This window comes from Denitrificimonas halotolerans, from assembly GCF_034259425.1.
Taxonomy (GTDB): Bacteria; Pseudomonadota; Gammaproteobacteria; order Pseudomonadales; family Pseudomonadaceae; genus Denitrificimonas; species Denitrificimonas halotolerans.
In genome coordinates this window covers 1-19,725 of record NZ_JAXIVU010000006.1, presented here as the reverse complement: position 1 = coordinate 19,725, position 19,725 = coordinate 1, and the positions used below count along the sequence as shown (strand labels likewise).

Annotated in this window: 17 protein-coding genes and 1 pseudogene; 9 read left to right on the top strand and 9 right to left on the bottom strand. The window is 45.3% G+C overall.

The window, feature by feature from the left end; all coding sequences use genetic code 11:
* Window positions 1-134 precede the first annotated feature (134 nt).
* The 3 genes from TOI97_RS06020 to TOI97_RS06010 all read left to right on the top strand — a co-directional run bounded on the left by TOI97_RS06020 (window position 135) and on the right by TOI97_RS06010 (window position 2,976).
* Window positions 135-1,160: an AraC family transcriptional regulator gene (locus TOI97_RS06020; RefSeq protein ID WP_321553221.1), complete on the top strand. Its 1,026-nt coding sequence runs from the start codon at window positions 135-137 to the stop codon at window positions 1,158-1,160.
* A 72-nt stretch (window positions 1,161-1,232) separates the two neighbouring features.
* On the top strand, window positions 1,233-1,613 hold the full coding sequence (locus TOI97_RS06015; RefSeq protein ID WP_321553220.1) for a VOC family protein: 381 nt from the start codon (window positions 1,233-1,235) through the stop codon (window positions 1,611-1,613).
* 487 nt (window positions 1,614-2,100) lie between these two features.
* Window positions 2,101-2,976, top strand: coding sequence for a class I SAM-dependent methyltransferase (locus tag TOI97_RS06010; RefSeq protein ID WP_321553219.1), 876 nt, complete (start codon window positions 2,101-2,103; stop codon window positions 2,974-2,976).
* Window positions 2,977-3,064: 88 nt separating this feature from the next.
* Here TOI97_RS06010 and pmrG read toward each other — a convergent pair whose 3' ends face one another.
* Complete coding sequence (pmrG, locus tag TOI97_RS06005; RefSeq protein ID WP_321553218.1) at window positions 3,065-3,721, bottom strand: lipopolysaccharide core heptose(II)-phosphate phosphatase PmrG; 657 nt, start codon at window positions 3,719-3,721, stop codon at window positions 3,065-3,067.
* A 225-nt stretch (window positions 3,722-3,946) separates the two neighbouring features.
* On the opposite strand from pmrG, the gene TOI97_RS06000 reads away from it, so the two are divergent.
* From TOI97_RS06000 to phoR, 3 genes are all read left to right on the top strand, one after another.
* Window positions 3,947-4,432, top strand: coding sequence for an RcnB family protein (locus tag TOI97_RS06000; RefSeq protein ID WP_321553217.1), 486 nt, complete (start codon window positions 3,947-3,949; stop codon window positions 4,430-4,432).
* 131 nt (window positions 4,433-4,563) lie between these two features.
* Window positions 4,564-5,253: a phosphate regulon transcriptional regulator PhoB gene (gene phoB, locus TOI97_RS05995; RefSeq protein ID WP_321553216.1), complete on the top strand. Its 690-nt coding sequence runs from the start codon at window positions 4,564-4,566 to the stop codon at window positions 5,251-5,253.
* A gap of 22 nt (window positions 5,254-5,275) precedes the next feature.
* Complete coding sequence (phoR, locus tag TOI97_RS05990; RefSeq protein ID WP_321553215.1) at window positions 5,276-6,574, top strand: phosphate regulon sensor histidine kinase PhoR; 1,299 nt, start codon at window positions 5,276-5,278, stop codon at window positions 6,572-6,574.
* 124 nt (window positions 6,575-6,698) lie between these two features.
* On the opposite strand, the gene phoU is transcribed toward phoR, so the two are convergent.
* The 7 genes from phoU to TOI97_RS05955 form a co-directional block, all read right to left on the bottom strand.
* Entirely contained in the window at window positions 6,699-7,445 is a 747-nt protein-coding gene (phoU, locus tag TOI97_RS05985) for a phosphate signaling complex protein PhoU (protein ID WP_321553319.1), read from the bottom strand.
* Between the two features lie 244 nt (window positions 7,446-7,689).
* The gene (gene pstB, locus TOI97_RS05980) at window positions 7,690-8,523 is read right to left on the bottom strand and encodes a phosphate ABC transporter ATP-binding protein PstB (RefSeq protein WP_321553214.1); all 834 of its coding nucleotides are present in this window, start codon (window positions 8,521-8,523) and stop codon (window positions 7,690-7,692) included.
* Window positions 8,524-8,641: 118 nt separating this feature from the next.
* A complete protein-coding gene (pstA, locus tag TOI97_RS05975) occupies window positions 8,642-10,318 on the bottom strand; it encodes a phosphate ABC transporter permease PstA (RefSeq protein WP_321553213.1) in 1,677 nt (558 codons plus the stop codon).
* Window positions 10,319-10,351: 33 nt separating this feature from the next.
* Window positions 10,352-12,628, bottom strand: a complete 2,277-nt coding sequence (locus TOI97_RS05970; RefSeq protein WP_321553212.1) for an ABC transporter permease subunit — start codon at window positions 12,626-12,628, stop codon at window positions 10,352-10,354.
* 120 nt (window positions 12,629-12,748) lie between these two features.
* Entirely contained in the window at window positions 12,749-13,723 is a 975-nt protein-coding gene (locus TOI97_RS05965; protein WP_407651325.1) for a PstS family phosphate ABC transporter substrate-binding protein, read from the bottom strand.
* Window positions 13,724-13,874: 151 nt separating this feature from the next.
* Window positions 13,875-14,324: an NfeD family protein gene (locus tag TOI97_RS05960; protein ID WP_321553211.1), complete on the bottom strand. Its 450-nt coding sequence runs from the start codon at window positions 14,322-14,324 to the stop codon at window positions 13,875-13,877.
* Window positions 14,325-14,373: 49 nt separating this feature from the next.
* Window positions 14,374-15,327: an SPFH domain-containing protein gene (locus TOI97_RS05955; RefSeq protein ID WP_321553210.1), complete on the bottom strand. Its 954-nt coding sequence runs from the start codon at window positions 15,325-15,327 to the stop codon at window positions 14,374-14,376.
* 443 nt (window positions 15,328-15,770) lie between these two features.
* Between TOI97_RS05955 and TOI97_RS05950 the strand changes: the two genes are divergently transcribed.
* From TOI97_RS05950 to TOI97_RS05940, 3 genes and pseudogenes are all read left to right on the top strand, one after another.
* Window positions 15,771-16,868: a carboxynorspermidine decarboxylase gene (locus TOI97_RS05950; protein WP_321553209.1), complete on the top strand. Its 1,098-nt coding sequence runs from the start codon at window positions 15,771-15,773 to the stop codon at window positions 16,866-16,868.
* A 41-nt stretch (window positions 16,869-16,909) separates the two neighbouring features.
* Window positions 16,910-18,151 (top strand): saccharopine dehydrogenase family protein, encoded by a 1,242-nt coding sequence (locus TOI97_RS05945; RefSeq protein WP_321553208.1) that lies wholly within the window; start codon window positions 16,910-16,912, stop codon window positions 18,149-18,151.
* A gap of 274 nt (window positions 18,152-18,425) precedes the next feature.
* Window positions 18,426-18,776, top strand: a pseudogene (locus TOI97_RS05940) (CoA transferase); the annotation flags it as partial.
* 258 nt (window positions 18,777-19,034) lie between these two features.
* On the opposite strand, the gene tnpC reads toward TOI97_RS05940, so the two are convergent.
* Window positions 19,035-19,725: IS66 family transposase (tnpC, locus tag TOI97_RS05935; protein ID WP_321553207.1), on the bottom strand; the 691-nt coding region annotated here is incomplete at its 5' end.

Genomic DNA, 19,725 nt, shown 5'->3' with positions numbered 1-19,725 from the left:
CTACTGATGATTATAGGAAAACTGCAAAGTCTCATAATCCATACTAAGCCGATTAAAAATAAATTCTTGTCGTTTTATGCCAAAATTTTAACATTTTCGGCCAACTTAATTATGACTCATTAGACAGGTTAAACATGCATACAGCTTCCACTACTGTCCCTATGCACTTCATCCACAGTCTATTTCAAGGCATTCCTGCGACAACCACGCAACGGAAACATTTTTTAGCGCAGGCCAATATTCCATCATTTTTATTAGATGCCCCTCATGGCAGAGTAACAGCTGAGCAGTTTGCTCAGCTGTATCGCTTATTAGCCAGTGAGTACGATGATGAAACACCTGGATTTTTTAGCCGCCCTTTACGCGGTGGTACTTTAAAATTCCTATGCCTTAGCTTACTTGATGCGCCCAACTTACAAGTTGCCTTACACCGTTTCAGCCAGTATTTCCGCTTACTTCTAGATGATGTTGGCTACCAAATGGTAATCAACGATAACGAAGCTATCATGTGCTTTCTTGAAAGAGCTCCTTTGCCCAGCAACCGCATCCTCGCTCATGAGCTAATGTTGAAGTTAGTACACGGTATCGCCTCTTGGCTCACTACAGAAAAAATCCCACCAAGAAAAATCAGCTGTGCCTACCCACAACCGCAACACAGTCATGAGTACCTCTACCTCTATCCCTGCGAGGTGGTATTTGAACAACCTTGTACCGCCATTCACTTTGATCGCAAACTGCTCAAAAAACCGATTCGACAAACTAAACAAAACCTTGGTGATTTTTTACGAAAAGCCCCCGCTGACTGGATTTATGTTTCTTTTGGAGAACGGTTATTAGCTCACCGAGTGCGAGATTACTTAAGTGACCTAGATCGAATCGGGGCTGTAACGCAACAAGTCGCTGAAGCTTTTCATATGTCAGTAAGGACCTTATCACGACACTTAGCTACAGAAGGAACAAGCTTTCAAGCCATTAAAGATGAGGTGCGCCGCGATTTTGCAATTCAACAACTGACTGGCAGCTCGGTATTATTAAGTGTATTAGCAGGTCAATTAGGCTTTGAGGACTTAGCTAGCTTTAATCGCGCATTTCGCAAATGGACAGGCAGCACACCGGGTAGTTACCGCCGTGGCTTGCAACGCCCCCTTTCTAAAATCTAACTATATTAGTTTTGTGCAGAATACGGCATAGTGTTGGTGAGCATTCACTCAACTCTTAATGAGGGCATAAAGATGATCAATTACGTGACTTTAGGTGTCAGGGATATCGCCGCCGCAAAACGTTTTTACTGCGATCTTTTAGCAGAAATAGGCGCCAAACTTTTAATTGATGGTCAGCGCATTGTTTTTATTGGTAAAAGCATGACCGACCCCATGCTCGCTATTTGCGTACCCTTCAATCAAGAGCCAGCCACACCAGGCAATGGCAATATGGTAGCTTTCTCCCCTGGTAGTACAGCAGCTGTTGATGCTTTATACAAAAAAGCCCTTGCACTAGGTGCCCGCTGTGAAGGCAAACCTGGAGAGCGTATGCCCGGCATTTTTTATGGTGCATATGTGCGCGATGCTGATGGTAACAAACTGTGTTTTAACCACTTTCTAAAACACTTTTAACCACACAAATCAATAGCAACTTCAATCAGCAATCAGTCTATTGTGATTTCCCTAAAGAGTATCAGTTTATCGATTCACATCAGCAAGAGGGTGTCTGCCATATGATGCTGGAGCGTGCCAGTCACGAAACCACTTATACCACCGGTATTGTGCGCTATACACAGGTACTAGTTGCAGCATGAATACCCTGTTTAATTCACACACCCCTGCAGCGAAGTATATTATTCCAAGGTTTGCTTTCTAATGAGTTAGGTTAGCATGCTGCAGGTAGCTTGCTCAGCAACTCTAGGTACAGTCAGCACACACCGTTACCTTGCACTTGTTCGACCACGCCCTTGCCTTACGCACCACATGTTATAGTCTAAACTAAACAACTATACTTCACTTATTATGAGTCGTATCAACGTTGCGTCTGCCGTAACAGTATCAAATCCGTAACCCTACGCATCACCCAATGATACAGCTCCTTTAATTTTAGGTGCACGCCTTGTACAGAGATTTAGATTTTGATGATGACGAGCTCATCGATGAATTACGTGACCTCGGTTACAACATTGATGACTATTCCCTCACTGACCCAGAGTTTAGAGACCTTGATTTTGAGGGTTATATTAGTGATGGTGCAGATATCATTTTAGATGTTCCTTATGTGCCCACTGATGAAAAAATCGTCAATGCGATGCTCGACCTAGCTGAAGTAACCAGTGAAGATGTGCTCTATGATCTGGGCTGTGGCGATGGTCGCATCGTAGTAGCTGCTGCTCTAGAGCGTAACACCCGAGGTGTAGGCATTGATGTCGATCCCATGCGTATCACTGAAGCCATTGAGTATGCCGCCCATACCGGTGTCGAGTACCTGGCCACCTTCATGGAAGGTGACTTAATGGAAGCCGACTTTAGTGATGCCACCGTGGTAACTCTATATTTGCTCGATCTCGTCAATATCCAACTGCGCCCACGCTTATTAGACGAGTTACGCCCAGGTACCCGCGTTGTCTCGCATGCTTTTGACATGGGCGACTGGAAGCCTGAGCAGCGTCAAAGCTGCGGCAGTATCAATATCTACAAATGGATTATACCCGCCAAAGTTGCCGGTACTTGGGAGTGGACGACCAACGATAACGACACTTACCGCGTTGAACTGAAGCAAAAATACCAACAACTATCCGGTAAAGCATGGATTAATGGTACAGAGGCCGTGCTCAAAACTGCCTTAATCAAAGGTGACCTCATTGAGTTAGTCGTAAGTCAACACAACAACACCCGCGCAGAAGGTTTTATTATGCGCAGTGTAGGCCATGAACTGATCGCTGTAGAAGGTGAGCGCCAAGCCACTCCCGCAGTACGCATCATGAAACCTTAACCAGCCTGCTCAAGCCCGACCTCAGCAATCAGGCTTGAGTAGCAACATTTCCTCCACGATTTTTGATCCGCACTACCCATATCCAGAACTACGTGCGCGGCGTTAATATATGCGTCCAGTCATCTGAATCGAGAAAGCCTAAGATACGATGCTGACTTGGGCTTTCCACATTTAAAAAGACTGCAGCACCATAGTTATAATCTACCTCCGCTTGCTGGAGGTTTTCATTTATCTCATCCAAGCAACTGCTATGGGTGACCAAGACCAAGTTGCGGCCTGGTGTTTTTTTTGCCACAGCATGTTGCATAAAATCATCTTCACACTGGTACAAGAAGTCTTGGTAAGCCACAGGTTTAGCAAACAACAGTGCGCTAGTTTGAGCTGTTCGCGTTAAAGGACTGCTGTACATATCAGTCTTATGTAAGCCTAGTTTGCTGAAGGACTCACGCATCTCTAAACCCACAGCGGTTGCACGCTCAGTAATACCAGCATCCTCACCATCCAAACAGGCCGCATCCACCCTACTACAGCGCTCAAGGTGACGGACAAAAACAATCAAGTCTCCCTCTTCCCACTCTTGCAACATTTTCCCAGTCAAAGTAAAAGGACTTTTTGATAAATCTTCTGGTGCCGGCTCCTCCCATATATGCTGAGCAGAAAGAGCTAACACTGCTGTCGCAACCACTAGAGTTAAGACTTTTTTGTTGATTTTAATACGCGCTAATAAAGATGCTGTGACAGACATTACGGATGCTCTGAAAATTCATAGGTACAAGTCCGATAAACATTCGTTTGAATAGTTCCCTTACCTATATTTTGACTACAACCAATAAGACAGAAGGCAGCAAGGAACTTTAATCAAATTTTCCTCACTAACCCATACCCATATAGCTGTTGAGTCATAGGAGTCATGATGCGGAACTTGGTAAAAAACTCTCCCACTGCCACTGTTATAGGACTTACCCTGTTCATGCTAACTGGTAACGCTTTAGCAGATAAACCTCAATGGGCAGAAGGTCACAAGGAACATAGAAAATACACGTCACAACAAGAAAAGCACGACAAAAAACTCGAAAAAGCATACAAGAAAAATCACAACAAACATGCACATAAAAAACATGATAAACATGACTCTAGTGATTACAGCTATCACTTCCCCCTGAAAGATCGCCAACTTATCTACAGCTATTTTGGTAAGCAACAACACTTAGGCAAATGCCCTCCTGGATTAGCTAAGAAAAACAACGGTTGTTTGCCACCAGGCCAATATAAAAAATGGCAAAAAGGCAAACCTTTATCGAGGCAAGTACGTTATTATGAGCTTCCTCGCGAGCTACGTTACCAACTGTCCCGCCTCGATGATGGGTATCGCTATGTACGTGTAGATAACGATATATTATTGATCAATCTCGCCACTCACATTGTTGTGGATGCCATTGAAAACATCTTGCGCTAAGCTAACATTCAACTCACCACTTACTTTTAGTGCTCAACCCCAGCACTAAAAATTCAGCACAGTTTGTTTGTCATCATATTGTCATTTTTAAAGGTTGTAATATGCATGACATATTTCATAAGGATGCACTCATGACAAGTAAAACTGTGCTCATTGTTGACGATGAAGCCCCAATACGAGAAATGCTTGCAGTAGCATTAGAAATGGCTGGCTACGACTGTTTAGAAGCAGAAAATGCTAAAAATGCACATGCGCTCGTAATTGATCATCAACCTGACATCATTTTACTCGACTGGATGATGCCTGAAGTTAGCGGATTGGAACTGGCTCGACGCCTCAAACGTGAAACGCTAAGCGCAGAAATCCCAATCATTATGCTTACTGCGCGCGGCGAGGAAGATAATAAAATTCAAGGATTGGAAGCTGGCGCTGATGATTACATCACTAAACCTTTTTCACCCCGTGAATTAGTGGCACGCATTAAAGCAGTTCTGCGTCGTACAGCGGTGGCAGGTAATGATGACAGCATTGAAGTCGAAGGCTTATGTTTAGATCCAAGCAGCCAACGCGTCACATCCAATGGCACCCCTTTGGATATCGGACCCACGGAGTTTCGATTACTACAGTTTTTTATGACCCACCCTGAACGGGCCTATACACGTGGTCAACTGCTTGACCAAGTTTGGGGCGGAAATGTCTATGTTGAAGAGCGCACTGTCGATGTACACATTCGCCGCTTACGTCTCACACTAGGAGAAGCGCACCGTCACCTAGTACAAACGGTACGTGGTACGGGCTACCGATTTTCTACCAAGGTTTAAGCTCAATGTTCTGTCGTTCTTTATGAAGCGATTACTGCAAACAGAGGTAATACGCCTCATCACTTTCACCTTGCTAGGCGCTCTAATTGGTGCCTTTTGGGGCCAACCTGCGCTCGGCGCTGCTGCCGTACTGCTTATCATATTGGCCTCACATATTAGACAGTTATTACGCTTAGCACACTGGTTAAAAAACCCTGAGCAAACACCTCCAGAAGCACGCAAACTCTGGGGGGAAATTTTTGATGGGATTTACCACTATCAACGCCGTCAAAAAACTGCAAAGCAGCAATTATCACAGCTTCTTGAGCGCATTCAGGACTCAAGCCAAGCTCTACGCGATGGCATTGTGATGATTGATCACAACGGTGATCTCGAATGGTGGAATCATGCCGCTGAACATATATTAGGGTTATCACCTACCAGTGATCGCGGACAGCCCATTACCTACCTAATACGCAACCCTAAGTTCATTGATTACTATGAACAACAAAATTACCTTGACCCACTCATCATGTCCTCACACATTAGCGAAGAGCGCATGCTGGAGTACCACATAACTTTATTTGGTAAAAACGAACGCTTACTGCTAGTACGGGACTGCACAAAAATGCAACGCCTCGAGCGGATGCGCCAAGACTTCGTCGCTAATGTGTCCCACGAGCTACGCACTCCACTCACAGTACTGGCCGGTTATTTAGAAACATTCAGTGATTATGCCGATGAGCTGCCACCACGCTGGCAACGGGGACTAGCATTGATGAGCCAACAATCTGCACGCATGGAGCACTTAGTGACAGAGCTGTTGACCCTCTCACGCCTAGAAACTAGCGAATTTAAAGCCGAAGCCACCCCCATCGACATGGGGCCTTTACTAGCAACCATTCGGACTGATGCTTTAGCTTTATCAGGTCATAAACACAATATCGTGCTCAATGTGGATGAGCAACTACAATTGCGCGGCAGCATCAATGAGCTTCGTAGTGCATTTTCCAACCTCGTTTTTAATGCTGTGAAATACACACCAGATGGCAGCACCATCACGCTTAGCTGGCAACTGGACAACCAAGGTGCTCAACTCTCCGTACAAGACAACGGCCCTGGCATCGACAATAAACACCTCAGATTCCTGACCCAACGTTTTTATCGTGTGGATGACAGTCGTTCAAGTCAAACCGGTGGTACAGGCTTAGGCTTAGCCATCGTGAAGCATGTGATGTTACGACACCAAGGCCATTTAGACATCAGCAGCTGTATTGGACAAGGCAGTTGCTTCACTTGCCACTTTCCAGCATCACTTATTTATACCCCTGACTTTATTTAAAACACCCTCTACCTGTTTTAAGATCAAGGCAATATAAAACAACAGTAACAAGACCCACAAAAAATGCCGCTTAAGAAAGGTCTTGAGCGGCATTTTTTAAGCTTTTTATTTTTTATCCTATCACCTACTCTTGCACTTTAGCCTTAGACTTACGTATAGCTAAAGCAGCCTCAACTTCCTCTAATTCGGCATAGCGCACATCTTGCCCCTCCACTAAATAGATCACATACTCTGCGATGTTACTGGCATGATCACCAACCCGTTCCAACGAACGCAGAACCCACATAATACTCATGACTTGAGAGATCGCTCGTGGATCTTCCATCATAAAAGTGATCAAGGCACGGGTTGCTGAACGGTATTCTAGGTCAACATTTTCATCTTCTCGCAACACTTCTAAAGCTTTAGCACTGTCAAAACGAGCAAAAGCATTGAGCGCATCTTGCACCATCTGACGCACATGCTGCCCTAAATGACGCACCTCAATATAGCCACGCGGTGAGGTACCTTCTTCAGCGAGCTTTAGCGTTGCACGTGCCACTTTGCTAGCTTCATCACCAATACGTTCCAAATCCGCCGTTGCACGAATGACCGCTAAAACCAAGCGTAAATCTGAAGCTGCTGGTTGGCGGCGAGCTAAAATCTGTGTGCAAAACTCATCAATTTCTAATTGTAAAAGATTCACTTGCTGATCTTTAGTCCGCACTTCGCTAGCTAATTGAGTATCACCATCCAGTAAGGACTGCACAGCATCTCTCACTTGCTGTTCAACCATACCGCCCATTTCTAACAATTGACTGCGAATTTCTTCTAATTCATCATTAAATTTTTGTGAAATATGCGTGCTATGGCTTTCTGGATTAATTTTCATAGAACCTGCCCATCTCTGGTTATGTAAGAACGGGGCTTGCCCGCAGTTATTCATGTCCACAGCAATGGTTACTGCTGCCTGTTGATTGGTATGTGAGCCGGCTAAGAAGTTTGCTCTGTCAGATTTTGACAAACGGCAACCTCTGCACGTCGTCCTTTTAAAGCTGGAACCTGTGCATATATTGCCTCACCAAAGGCTGCTTTAAAGGGACGCCGGCGCCCAACCCAGCCCCCTTGCTCAATGACTACCCATAACGGCCAGTGATGTAGTCTTCAGTTTGTTTATTGCTTGGGTTAGTAAATAGCTGATCTGTACTATCAAATTCCAATAATTGGCCTAAATACATAAAGGCTGTGTAATCTGATACGCGAGCAGCTTGTTGCATATTGTGCGTTACAATGACAATGGTAAACCGGTCTTTCAGATCGTTAATCAGTTCTTCAATTTTTAAGGTCGAAATAGGATCTAGCGCCGAAGCAGGCTCATCTAGTAACAAGACTTCAGGCTTAACCGCAATGGTTCGAGCAATCACCAATCGCTGTTGCTGACCTCCAGACATACCTAGTGCTGACTCATGCAACCGGTCCTTAGTTTCATCCCATAAAGCAGCCGAGCGCAGTGCCCACTCTACCGTTTCATCCAAAAGACGCTTATTATTAATACCTTGAATACGCAATCCATAGGCTACATTTTCATATATGGACTTTGGAAAGGGATTAGGCTTTTGGAAGACCATACCGACTCGACGACGTAGATCAGCAACGTCTACACCTTTCTGATAAATATCATGCCCGTCGATAGTCACCTGACCTTCAATCCGCACACCATCAACCAAATCATTCATGCGATTAAAAGACCGCAACAAGGTGGACTTACCGCAACCAGAAGGTCCAATAAATGCCGTAATCCGCTTTTTAGGGATCTGCATGGTAATTCCCTTCAGCGCCTCAGTCGTACCGTAGTACAGATGCATATCTTTTACATCAATACAGGGGGTTTCATCGGCCAAACTCAATTGCTGCCCGGCACGGCCAAGCGTATTGAGTCGCATCGCTGGTGTTGCTGTTGTTGAAGTCATGATGGTTGCCTTTTAATCAATCTTTAAAATCTAAATGCTGTACTTATAAATGCATTCTACTGACGTGTCCCCTAAGGCATCGTCTCAAAGCATACTGCTCTGATCGCTCAAAGAAGGTTTACATATCCAGTGCTCGGTACTTCTCGCGTAATCGGTTACGGATTGCAATAGCTGTTAAGTTCAAAACAGCAATCACCACCACCAACATGAGTGCAGTGGCATATACCAGCGGTCGCGCAGCTTCAACATTCGGGCTTTGGAAGCCCACATCATAAATATGGAAACCTAGATGCATGAATTTGCGCTCCAAGTGCAAAAATGGCGCATTCACATCCAATGGTAAATTCGGCGCCAACTTCACCACCCCGACAAGCATTAAAGGTGCCACTTCACCAGCTGCCCGAGCTACCGCTAAAATCACCCCTGTCATCATGGCTGGACTAGCCATTGGAATCACCACGCGCATCAGGGTTTCAAACTTAGTTGCACCTAACGCCAACGAGCCTTCACGCACTGAACGTGGAATCCGAGACAATCCTTCTTCCGTAGCAACAATCACTACCGGCAACGTTAACAGGGCCAAAGTTAAAGATGCCCAGAGTAAGCCTGGTGTACCAAAGGTTGGCGACGGTAAAGCCGGTGCAAAAAACAACTCATCCAAATTACCACCAATAAAATACACAAAGAAACCTAGCCCAAAGACTCCATAAACAATAGATGGCACACCGGCCAAATTATTAACGGCAATACGAATTGTGCGCGTTATAAAACCCTGATTGGCGTATTCTCGTAGGTATACCGCTGCTACCACACCAAAAGGTGTCACGATCAACGACATAATCATTACCATTAAAACCGTACCGAAAATCGCAGGAAAAATACCACCTTCAGTGTTGGCCTCGCGCGGATCATCAGACACAAACTCAAGCAACTTCATCACGTAGTGCTGAACTTTCTCCCATAGGCTTTGCGAGTTTGGCTGATACAATCGCACAATCTCACTGAAGTTGATCTCTTTTTGCTGACCATCGGCAGTCACTACCAACAAAGAATCACGCTTAAATGGAGTGTACAGATCCATCAACTCTTTTTCTAAACTGGCATACTGTGCCTGCAACGCTGACTTTTCTGCCTGCAAGTGCGCTAGATTTTCCGCTGTATCTAAGCCTTTCAACTCTAAAGCGCGCTCCTTTAAACGCAACTTTTCTAGTTGATAATTAATAGCGCCTATAGCTCCCCCTTCTAGGTCTTGAATGGTCTTATAGATTTGGGTGGCACGCACGGTACGCTGTTTCACCTCTTGCCATAGATCGTTATCTGCTGGAGTTTGTTCAGCAATTAATTCACCATTTTCTTTTACGCCAACAATAAAGCCATAAAAGTTACCCCACTCGCGGCGCTCGATGGTCACGGCATTTTCTGGATAGGTTAAATTACTGAGTTGACGTTCCAACACCCAACGAAAATCTGATCCATATAACTCACGATTCCCCACCTTAATCAACTGACGATCAAGAATTTCTACGTCCTCTGGCACTGCTATACCCGAGTTACGAATCTGCTCCGCGGTGACCTGCTCACGTTGTACGCGTTCACCGAGTACCGACATTTGCGCGCCAGAATGATCAGTAAACTGATACTCCTGCAAGCTAGCTGGCCAAAAATGCACCAAACCACGGGTGGCTACCACACCCAACAAACCCAACACCAATACCACACTGATTGCCACAGCACCGGCGTTGAGCCACACCCATGGGCTTCCTGTTGCAAACCATTTTCTGAGTGAAACTTGCATATCCTAAGCTCCTAAAATCTGTACCAATGCCGATTAAAGCGTGCTGTATTTCTTACGTAATCGCTGTCGCACCAAGTCCGCCAAGGTGTTAACCACGAAGGTAAATAAGAACAGCACCAAGGCTGCAAGGAATAAAATACGGTAGTGGCTGCTGCCCAACGCTGACTCCCCCATTTCTACGGCGATGTTGGCCGCAAGGGTACGCATTCCTTCAAAAATATTGGCATTCATAATAGGCGTGTTACCAGTGGCCATTAATACAATCATGGTTTCCCCAACAGCACGCCCCATACCGATCATCACTGCAGAAAAAATACCTGGGCTAGCAGTAGGTAGCACCACTTTCACTAAGGTCTGCCAAGGCGTTGCACCTAAAGCTAAAGAACCATGGCTGAGCGACTTAGGCACACCAAATAAAGCATCCTCAGCAATAGAGTAAATAGTCGGAATGACCGCAAAGCCCATGGCAAACCCCACTACCATGGCATTACGTTGGTCAAAACTGATGCCTAAATCATTACTCAACCAATTACGCATATCCCCTTTAAAGAACAGCAATTCCATAGGCTGACTTAAAGTAAACGATAACCATGCCAAGAAAATTACTAAAGGAATCAACAGCACTACATGCCAGCCGTCAGGCACACAATAGCGAAGCTGAGCCGGCAACTGCGCCCACAAAAAACCAAATGTTATAATCCCTAGCGGGAGGATCACTAGCACGGCAAAGACCCCTGGCAAATGACTCTCCATAAAAGGGGCAAGGAATAAACCAGCAAAGAAGCCTAGGATTACTGTCGGTAAAGCTTCCATCAGCTCAATCACTGGCTTGATTTTGGTCCGTACTGCTGGCGCCATAAAGTAAGCGGTGTACATCGCACCACAAATTGCCAAAGGTACCGAGAGCAACATGGCATAAAAAGCGGCTTTTAACGTACCAAAAGCCAAAGGTGTTAAGCTGAATTTAGGTTCAAACTCATTGGATGCCGAAGACGACTGCCAAGTATATTGCGGTTCACTATAGCCTTCATACCACACCCTCCCCCAAAGTGATTTAAGTGAAGTTTCTGGGTGCGGATTGTCAATGGCATACCGCTGAAATACACCCTGTGCATCTTGTATCAACAACATAGACGCGCGTGGCGCTAAAGCAGCCAGCAACGGTTCCCCTTGTAATAAAGGGGCATCAATGGCTGTTTTTTCTGCCGTGGTATTAAAAATACCTACACGACCTGTGCTATCAATAGCAACAAACCCCTTACGCCGCTGTTCTGCCTCCAAGATTTTAATCGGTGCATCGCCGAGTTTTAAGGTCCGAATCTTAGTCAGATGCTGCTGATTGTGCTCATCACGTACCATAAAATACTGCGTGATCTGGCCTTGTGAATCCCCGACCAATAAAGACTGCTGCGCCAACTGGAAGACCATTTGTGTCACTTCTTGTCCGGGCTCAACTAGGGTCAAGGTGTGCATCAGCTCTATATTATTCAGGTTACGGCTGTTATATACATCTAAACGACCGTTATTGCGCAAAGCAAAGGTGTAATGGTGATCTGGTGCAATAAGTAAACGCGTATAGGCCGTAGCGCTTGGAAAATCCACAGTATCAAGGCTTTCTTGCACCTGCCCCGTAATAAAGTTGGTCCGCTGTCGTAGCAGAGTCATCACTACCTGCCCCTCACCAACTAAACCAGCTAGCAACTTACCCTCAGGTGAGTTCTGTTCTGCAATGTAATTGATGGAACGGCCCTGAGGATCCAATGTTAGCGCTTTACCATTAAACAACTGAGTGACACGGGGTTCTACACCCAGGCGCTCTCCCTGTTCGTTAAACTTAACTTTAAAAGTTGTGCCAACTGCAATAGCTGTACCGTTGCTCAACCCTAATAATAATGTATCGTCACCTGGGGTTTTAACTTTCACACTACTGATCTGTGCATCATCTAGCGGCAATTGCTGCTGTGATAAAGGTGCACCATTTTTTGCATGAATAAAGTGCAACTGACCCGATTCAGTCAGCAATGCAACTATTTCATTTTGCTCCTCAGTAAACATCGTCAAAATGGTGCTCGAACGTGCCGACTCAGGCAGCTCAAAACTGCTTTCCTGCTCTATACTTGCGCTTTTAAACAGCGGCATAACCTCATACATGAGGTAAAAGAAAATCAGTGTAATGGCAACAATTACACTCCACCCCCCCACCGCAATAGCGCGACGAGCAAAAGCATCTTTGAACGCACGAAACTTTCGACGGTTACGAATGCGAGAGCTATTCAGTTCCTGCTCTAATAGCGACGATACATCCTGCATGGTTAGACCCTTGGAATTTAACGTGTGCCCACTTTAAGTCTTTTGTGTGACAGAAAAATGACAAAAAGAAAAAGGGGCCGAAGCCCCTTCTGTATTACACTATCGCTGCCGATTGAGCACTTAAAGTTCCAATTCTTTATATAAACGCTCAACCACCGCCGCAGGTAAAGGTACATAACCATCACGGTTCACGACTTCCTGCCCTTGTTTCGACAGCATCAACTTGACGAACTCACGATCTAACGGTGCTAAAGCTTGATTAGGACGCTTATTTACATACACATACAAATAACGAGACAACGGGAAATCACCACTTGCAGCCTGCTCTGGAGTCGCATCAATGTAAGCCTCCCCCTCTTTCGCAGCCAAAGGTACTGCACGCACAGATGAAGTGCGGTAACCGATACCTGAGTAACCGATAGCATTCAATGATGATGACACTGACTGCACCACTGATGCAGAACCTGGCTGCTCATTTACACTGTTTTTAAAGTCACCTTTACACAGTGCATTGTCTTTAAAGTAGCCATAGGTGCCTGAAACTGAGTTACGCCCATACAACTGAATGGGACGTTCTGCCCAAGCATCAGTTAAACCTAAATCGCCCCAGCGGGTCACATCTTCACCTGTACCACAACGACGGGTTGAGGAAAAAATAGCATCCACCTGCTCGATAGTTAGACCTTTAATAGGGTTATCTTTGTGCACATATACTGCCAAGGCGTCAATCGCCACAGGAACCGGTGTCGGGCGATAACCATGACGCGCTTCAAAGGCTTGGATTTCGCTATCTTTCATCATCCGTGACATTGGCCCCATATTCGCAGTACCCTCTGCTAAGGCTGGTGGCGCAGTTGAAGAACCCGCAGCCTGAATCTGCACATTGACATTTGGATAATTCTTTTTAAATTCTTGTGACCATAATGTCATCAAGTTCGCCAGCGTATCCGAGCCGATGCTGGTGAGGTTGCCTGAGATACCACTGGCCCGCTCATAGTTTGGCAAATTCGCATCCACTGCTGCTGTAGCAGAAAACGTTGAGAATGCCGTGCAAAGACTTAACGATGCAACCAGGGCTTTCATTTTCGAGGTCATACCTTTACTCCGATTTATTCATCAAGCAGATCTGATGTTTTTACATCAGCACGGAAGCCTGCGCCATCCGATGTCATGCATAGTAAAGACTAAACATGACAGTTTGATGAATATAGATAAAGGTTTAAATAGCAAGACCCGCTCCAAGCACTCACCTTCCCTCATCTGTTGCAATGACTGCTTGATTGTTTCTAAACTCAAGAATAGAAACAGTCGCACCTTCAATACAAGCTTCCGGCTTAATGCTGTCGATATTTTGGATACTCCAAAACGTACCATTAGCGAAAACCGAAACAGTCCCTTGCTGGCTGATATGCAAACGCCCTTCAGTGGCCGAAAAGGTGTACATTAATTCAGGCTCTGCATTGCGTGTAGTGGTGTAACGTCGGCGTAACGCAAACATCAGCGCACCTCCACTAACCACCGCCAGCAAAGCTTGCAACCCTATATTCAGATCAGTCACAAAAAAAGTTAGCCCGCCTACTAAAATAGCTCCTATACCGAACCATAAAATGACAAAAGTACCAACAAACAACTCAGCTATAATCAACCCAATACCTAAGCTGACCAACACCCACCAGATTAAAGATTGTTCCACCATCCTGCTCTCCTTGCTCGACTGAATAATACACTCAGCCGATGCCTTTAACCTATGCGTCTTTATCTTTTTGAGCTTGCCCTACCATATCTTTAAGCAACGTTAAGCTGCCAATTAAGTGAGCTGCCTCATAAGGTACAACAATTTTATTCTGACTATCACTGGCAGCAATTCCCTCCCAAGCTGCTATCCGCTCTTTAGCCAAAATAAACTCCCCTGTTTGTGGGTTTTCACGCAAACCTTCAGTGATCAACTCCAAAGCTTGCTTTTGACCTGAAGCTAACAAGATTTCTTCTTGCTGGGCCGCTTCAGCCAAGAGTACAGCCTCTTTTTTCTTTGCTTCAGCCATACGCTCCATTGCCTCAGCCTGCATAAAGGCTTGTGCTCGATCACCTTCTGCTTTATAGATTGTCGCGTTCTTATCTGCCTCAGCTTTAGTCTCAATTGCTCGACGCTCCCGAGTTGCTTGCAATTGCAGCTCCATAGCCTGCTGCACATTCGCTGAAACAGAAATATCACTGATTTCAACCCGCGTCACTTTAGCTCCCCAACCTCCCGAAGCCGCATCTAAAGCACTGAGCAAGGCTTGGTTCATTTCATCACGACTGGACAATGTACTATCGAGTTCCATTTTCCCAATTTCTGAGCGCAAAGTAGTTTGTGCCAATTGAGAGATTGACGTATGCAGATCTTTAATTTCATAGGTGGCCTTTTCGGCATCATTCACACGCAAAAAAACCACACCATCGATAGTAATTTGCACGTTATCCGAAGTGATCACCTGTTGCGAGGGAATATCAATCAATTGCTCTTGGGTGTTATAGCGTGCTCTCACCTGATCAACAAAAGGAACGAGGATATTAAGTCCACCACTGAGTACACGATGAAACCGACCAAGACGCTCAATGACTTGGACCTCTGCTTGCGGCACGATACAAATTGTTTTCACCAAAGTGACGACGATTAAAACCGCTATAATACCTGTAATAATTAACGTGCTTTCCATAATGCATTCTTCCTATAGTAGATATGTATGAAACAATTCGGCACAGCAACTACACACCACTCAAAGCATGTACTACAGCCTTTACAACCGCACCCTTCAGGGCTGGTGTCATCCCCCCTAACCTTAAGACTAGGTTTTATCACCTTGAGCTAGAGATTAGACAGTGTGCCACAACCGCGATCACTTAGGGGCCTTCAGGTTTTTAGCTGCCATTTTTATCATCCCGAAAAACCCCAATAAAATTATCAATGCAAACAATCTTCTATTCTTTTATTTTTCCCTGATTTTAACCAGTTAATCTAGAGATTTAAGCACTTTTAAAAGCAGTTAAAAATTAGCTGATTAAAGGTGATGACTAATGAATTTTTTTCTATATAATCGCGCGCTTTGCTTAATTTAAACCACGCTCAATCTATCAGCCTGAGCATGGTGTGAGGCCTGTGATGCTAAAAACGCCCTATTACTTAATCGACAAAAACCTACTGCTTAAGAACATGGAAAAAATCGCCTATGTTCGTCAGCACTCAGGAGCTAAAGCCCTGCTGGCTTTAAAATGTTTTGCCACTTGGTCAGTGTTTGACCTGATGGAGCAATACATGGATGGCACCACCTCGTCGTCTTTGTTTGAAGTGAAACTGGGCCGTGAAAAATTTTCCGGTGAAACCCATGCTTATAGCGTGGCCTATGCTGATGATGAAATTGCTGAGGTTTTAGCCAACAGCGATAAAATTATTTTCAACTCCATCAGTCAACTGCAGCGTTTTGATCAAATATCCCGCAATCATGTACGTGGCCTCCGAATCAATCCAGGGGTGAGCACCTCTGAATTCATTCTGGCTGATCCTGCCCGCCCATTCAGCCGTCTTGGTGAACAGGACCCCAGCAAAATAGTACAAGTGATCGACCAAATTTCTGGTTTCATGTTCCACAACAACTGTGAAAACACGAGCTTTGAGCGCTTTGATGCAATGCTCTGTGGCATTGAAGCACGTTATGGTGAGCTATTAAGCCAAGTTGAGTGGATAAGCTTAGGTGGTGGTATTCATTTTACCGGTGAAAACTACCCCCTCGATGCTTTCTGCCAACGCCTGAAACACTTCTCTGAGCGCTGGGGCGTGCAAGTATATCTTGAACCAGGTGAAGCAGCGATTACCAAGAGCTGCACCTTAGAAGTGACTGTTTTAGACACCTTGTTCAATGGAAAAAATATAGCCATCGTCGATAGCTCCATTGAAGCGCATTTACTGGATCTACTGATTTATCGTGAAAGTGCCAAACTGCTACCCAATACCGGTGAGCACGAATATATGGTGTGCGGAAAATCTTGTTTAGCCGGTGATATTTTCGGTGAATTCAAATTTGAACAACCCTTACAGATTGGTGACCGTTTATCTTTTCAAGATACTGCGGGCTACACCATGGTTAAGAAAAATTGGTTTAACGGTGTAAAAATGCCTGCAATTGCTGTTAAGCAACTAGACGGCCGTATTGAACTCATTAAGGAGTTTACTTACGGCGACTTTGTGCAAGGGCTCTCCTGAGCCCTTGCTTAAGCTGTATTCAATGTGGAGTTGAATCCTAAATGAAAAAAAACGTTCTGATTATTGGTGCCGGCGGTGTTGCACAAGTTGTAGCGCACAAATGCGCACAACACAATGACATCCTTGGGCAAATCGCATTAGCTTCACGCACCCTTACAAAGTGTGAAGAAATCACCAAAAGTGTCGAAGAAAAAGGCAGTATGAAACGTGCTGGAACCATTCAGTGCTATGCATTGGATGCTTTAGACGTAGCGGCTACAGCTGCTTTGATTCGTGAGACGCAATCTCAGATCGTGATTAACGTCGGTTCAGCCTTTTTGAATATGGCCGTACTCAGTGCTTGTATTGAAACCGGTGCGGCTTACCTCGACACAGCAATTCACGAAGATCCAGACAAAATCTGCGAAACACCACCTTGGTACGAAAATTACGAATGGAAACGTAAAACCGTGTGCGCAGAAAACAAGATCACTGCTATTTTAGGCGTAGGTTTTGATCCCGGCGTAGTCAACGCCTATGCCGCACTGGCTCAAGAAGATTATTTCGACAGCATCGACTCCATCGACATTATCGATATTAACGCCGGTCACCACGGCCACTACTTTGCCACCAACTTTGACCCTGAAATCAACTTCCGTGAATTCACCGGTCGTGTATGGTCTTGGCAAAACGCTCAGTGGACGCAGAACAAAATGTTCGAAGTCAAGCGTACCGATAACTTACCGGTAGTCGGTGAGCAAACGAGTTATATGACCGGTCATGATGAAATTCACTCACTGTCAAAAAATCTGAATGTTCCTAACATTCGTTTTTGGATGGGCTTTGGCGAGCACTACATCAATGTATTCAATGTTTTGAACAGCTTAGGCTTACTGTCTGAACAGCCGGTTACAACCGCCGAAGGTTTAGAAGTCATTCCACTGAAAGTAGTGAAAGCCGTTCTACCCAACCCTTCATCTCTAGCACCTAACTACACCGGAAAAACCTGTATTGGTGATCTAGTTAAAGGGCAAAAAGACGGTCAAGAACGCGAAGTATTTATTTACAATGTGGCAGACCACCAAGATGCCTACAACGAAGTAGGCTCCCAAGGTATTTCTTATACAGCAGGAGTACCACCGGTTGCCGCTGCTATTTTAGTTGCTCAAGGCGAGTGGGACGTCGAAAAGATGGTGAACGTTGAAGAGCTACCATCCAAACCATTCTTAAACCTACTTAACCACATGGGTTTACCAACTAACATTCGCGACGAACAAGGCGATCGTCCACTGCATTTCTCTTAGTAATCGCGACTCCTCATTACTCCTCACCACTGTATGGTGAGGAGTTGAGCCACTCACAGTCCCCCTCCTGCAGCATCGCATTTTATTCTTGCACCCTACCCACTCAACACAGCCCCTTACCGCCCCGTATTGACGTACATGTCAACCCTGTAGTACTTATCAAAACTGCGTTTCCCCCTGTTATTTACTCTGTGTAAAAAGACAGAAAAGCACAGAAAACATGACTTAACCACAGCAAAACAACTCTTCGCACTCAATAATAGGCCTTTTAAGCATGCTGAGCGATATCAAAGTATTAGACCTTTCCACCCTACTTCCTGGTCCTTATGCCTCAATGATGCTAGCCGATTTAGGCGCACAAGTATTACGCATTGAAGCACCCGAGCGAGTCGATTTAGTTCGTGAACTGCCACCAAAAATCGGTGACTCATCAGCAGCTCACCAATACCTCAATCGCTCTAAACGCTCCATTGCGCTCGATTTAAAACAAGCGGAAGCAGTACAAATTATTCATCAGTTAGTCGCTGAACATGATGTGTCACTGGAACAGTTTCGCCCTAGTGTAATGCAGCGACTCGGACTCGACTCTGCAATCCTTAAAACCATCAATCCTAAACTTATTTATCAAAATAGCGAAAAGCCTCGTACTTTTAGTGCGGGGATGGATAGCGAGGGCTGCGTAAGCAGCCCCTTAACAGACTGCTAAAGCCTTTGCAGTACAGGTTGTACACTGGAATTATATACAGCATGATAAAGCACACCAAAACATTAAAAGTCCAAGTACGAGACAGGCATGTGGAGTGAACCCCTTTTCTTGGACTCCTAAGCCACGCTTTTTCGTAAGCGCCCTTAAATCAGCACCATTGCAAAACAATTACCGAGTTTAACCCAGCTCTACATTCCATGGCAGCAGGGCTTCGAGCTTTTCTAATGTGTCAGCTTCGCCAATGTGGTCAAGGATATGCTTGATGTAGCCTTGTGGATCGATGCTATTTGCTTTAGCGGTTTCTATCAGTGAGTAACAAACAGCGCTGGCTTCTGCGCCTTTACGAGTGTCGGCAAATAACCAGTTTTTACGGCCAATAGCGAAGGGTCGGATGGCATTTTCGGCCAAGGCGTTGCTGATCTTAAGATCGCCGCGCTCACAATAGCCCACCAGGTATTGCCACTGGTTTAAGGTGTAGTCGATGGCTGTTCTCAGAGCGCCGCCTTTCATGATTTTTGCAGCGTTTTTCTCAAGCCACAGCTTAAATTCATTCAGCACTGGCACGCTGATTTCTTGTCGCGCCTTTAAACGCTCGTCGTCGGTTTTATCGGCAATACTGCTCTCTACGCGATAGAGTTTGCGGATATAGCCCAACGCTACATCGGTTTTACTCACTGTGCCTTTCTTGGCTTTAGCTTTAGAATCAGCGCTTTTATCGGCCTCAACAAATTTACGTCGTGCGTGGTCCCAGCAGCCAATGCGCGTAATCGAGTTGGCTGTGCAGACCGCGCTATAGCCAGAATAGCCATCGGCTTGCAGCACGCCTTCAAAATCATCTAGCAGGCGCACAGCCACACTGCCTGCACGT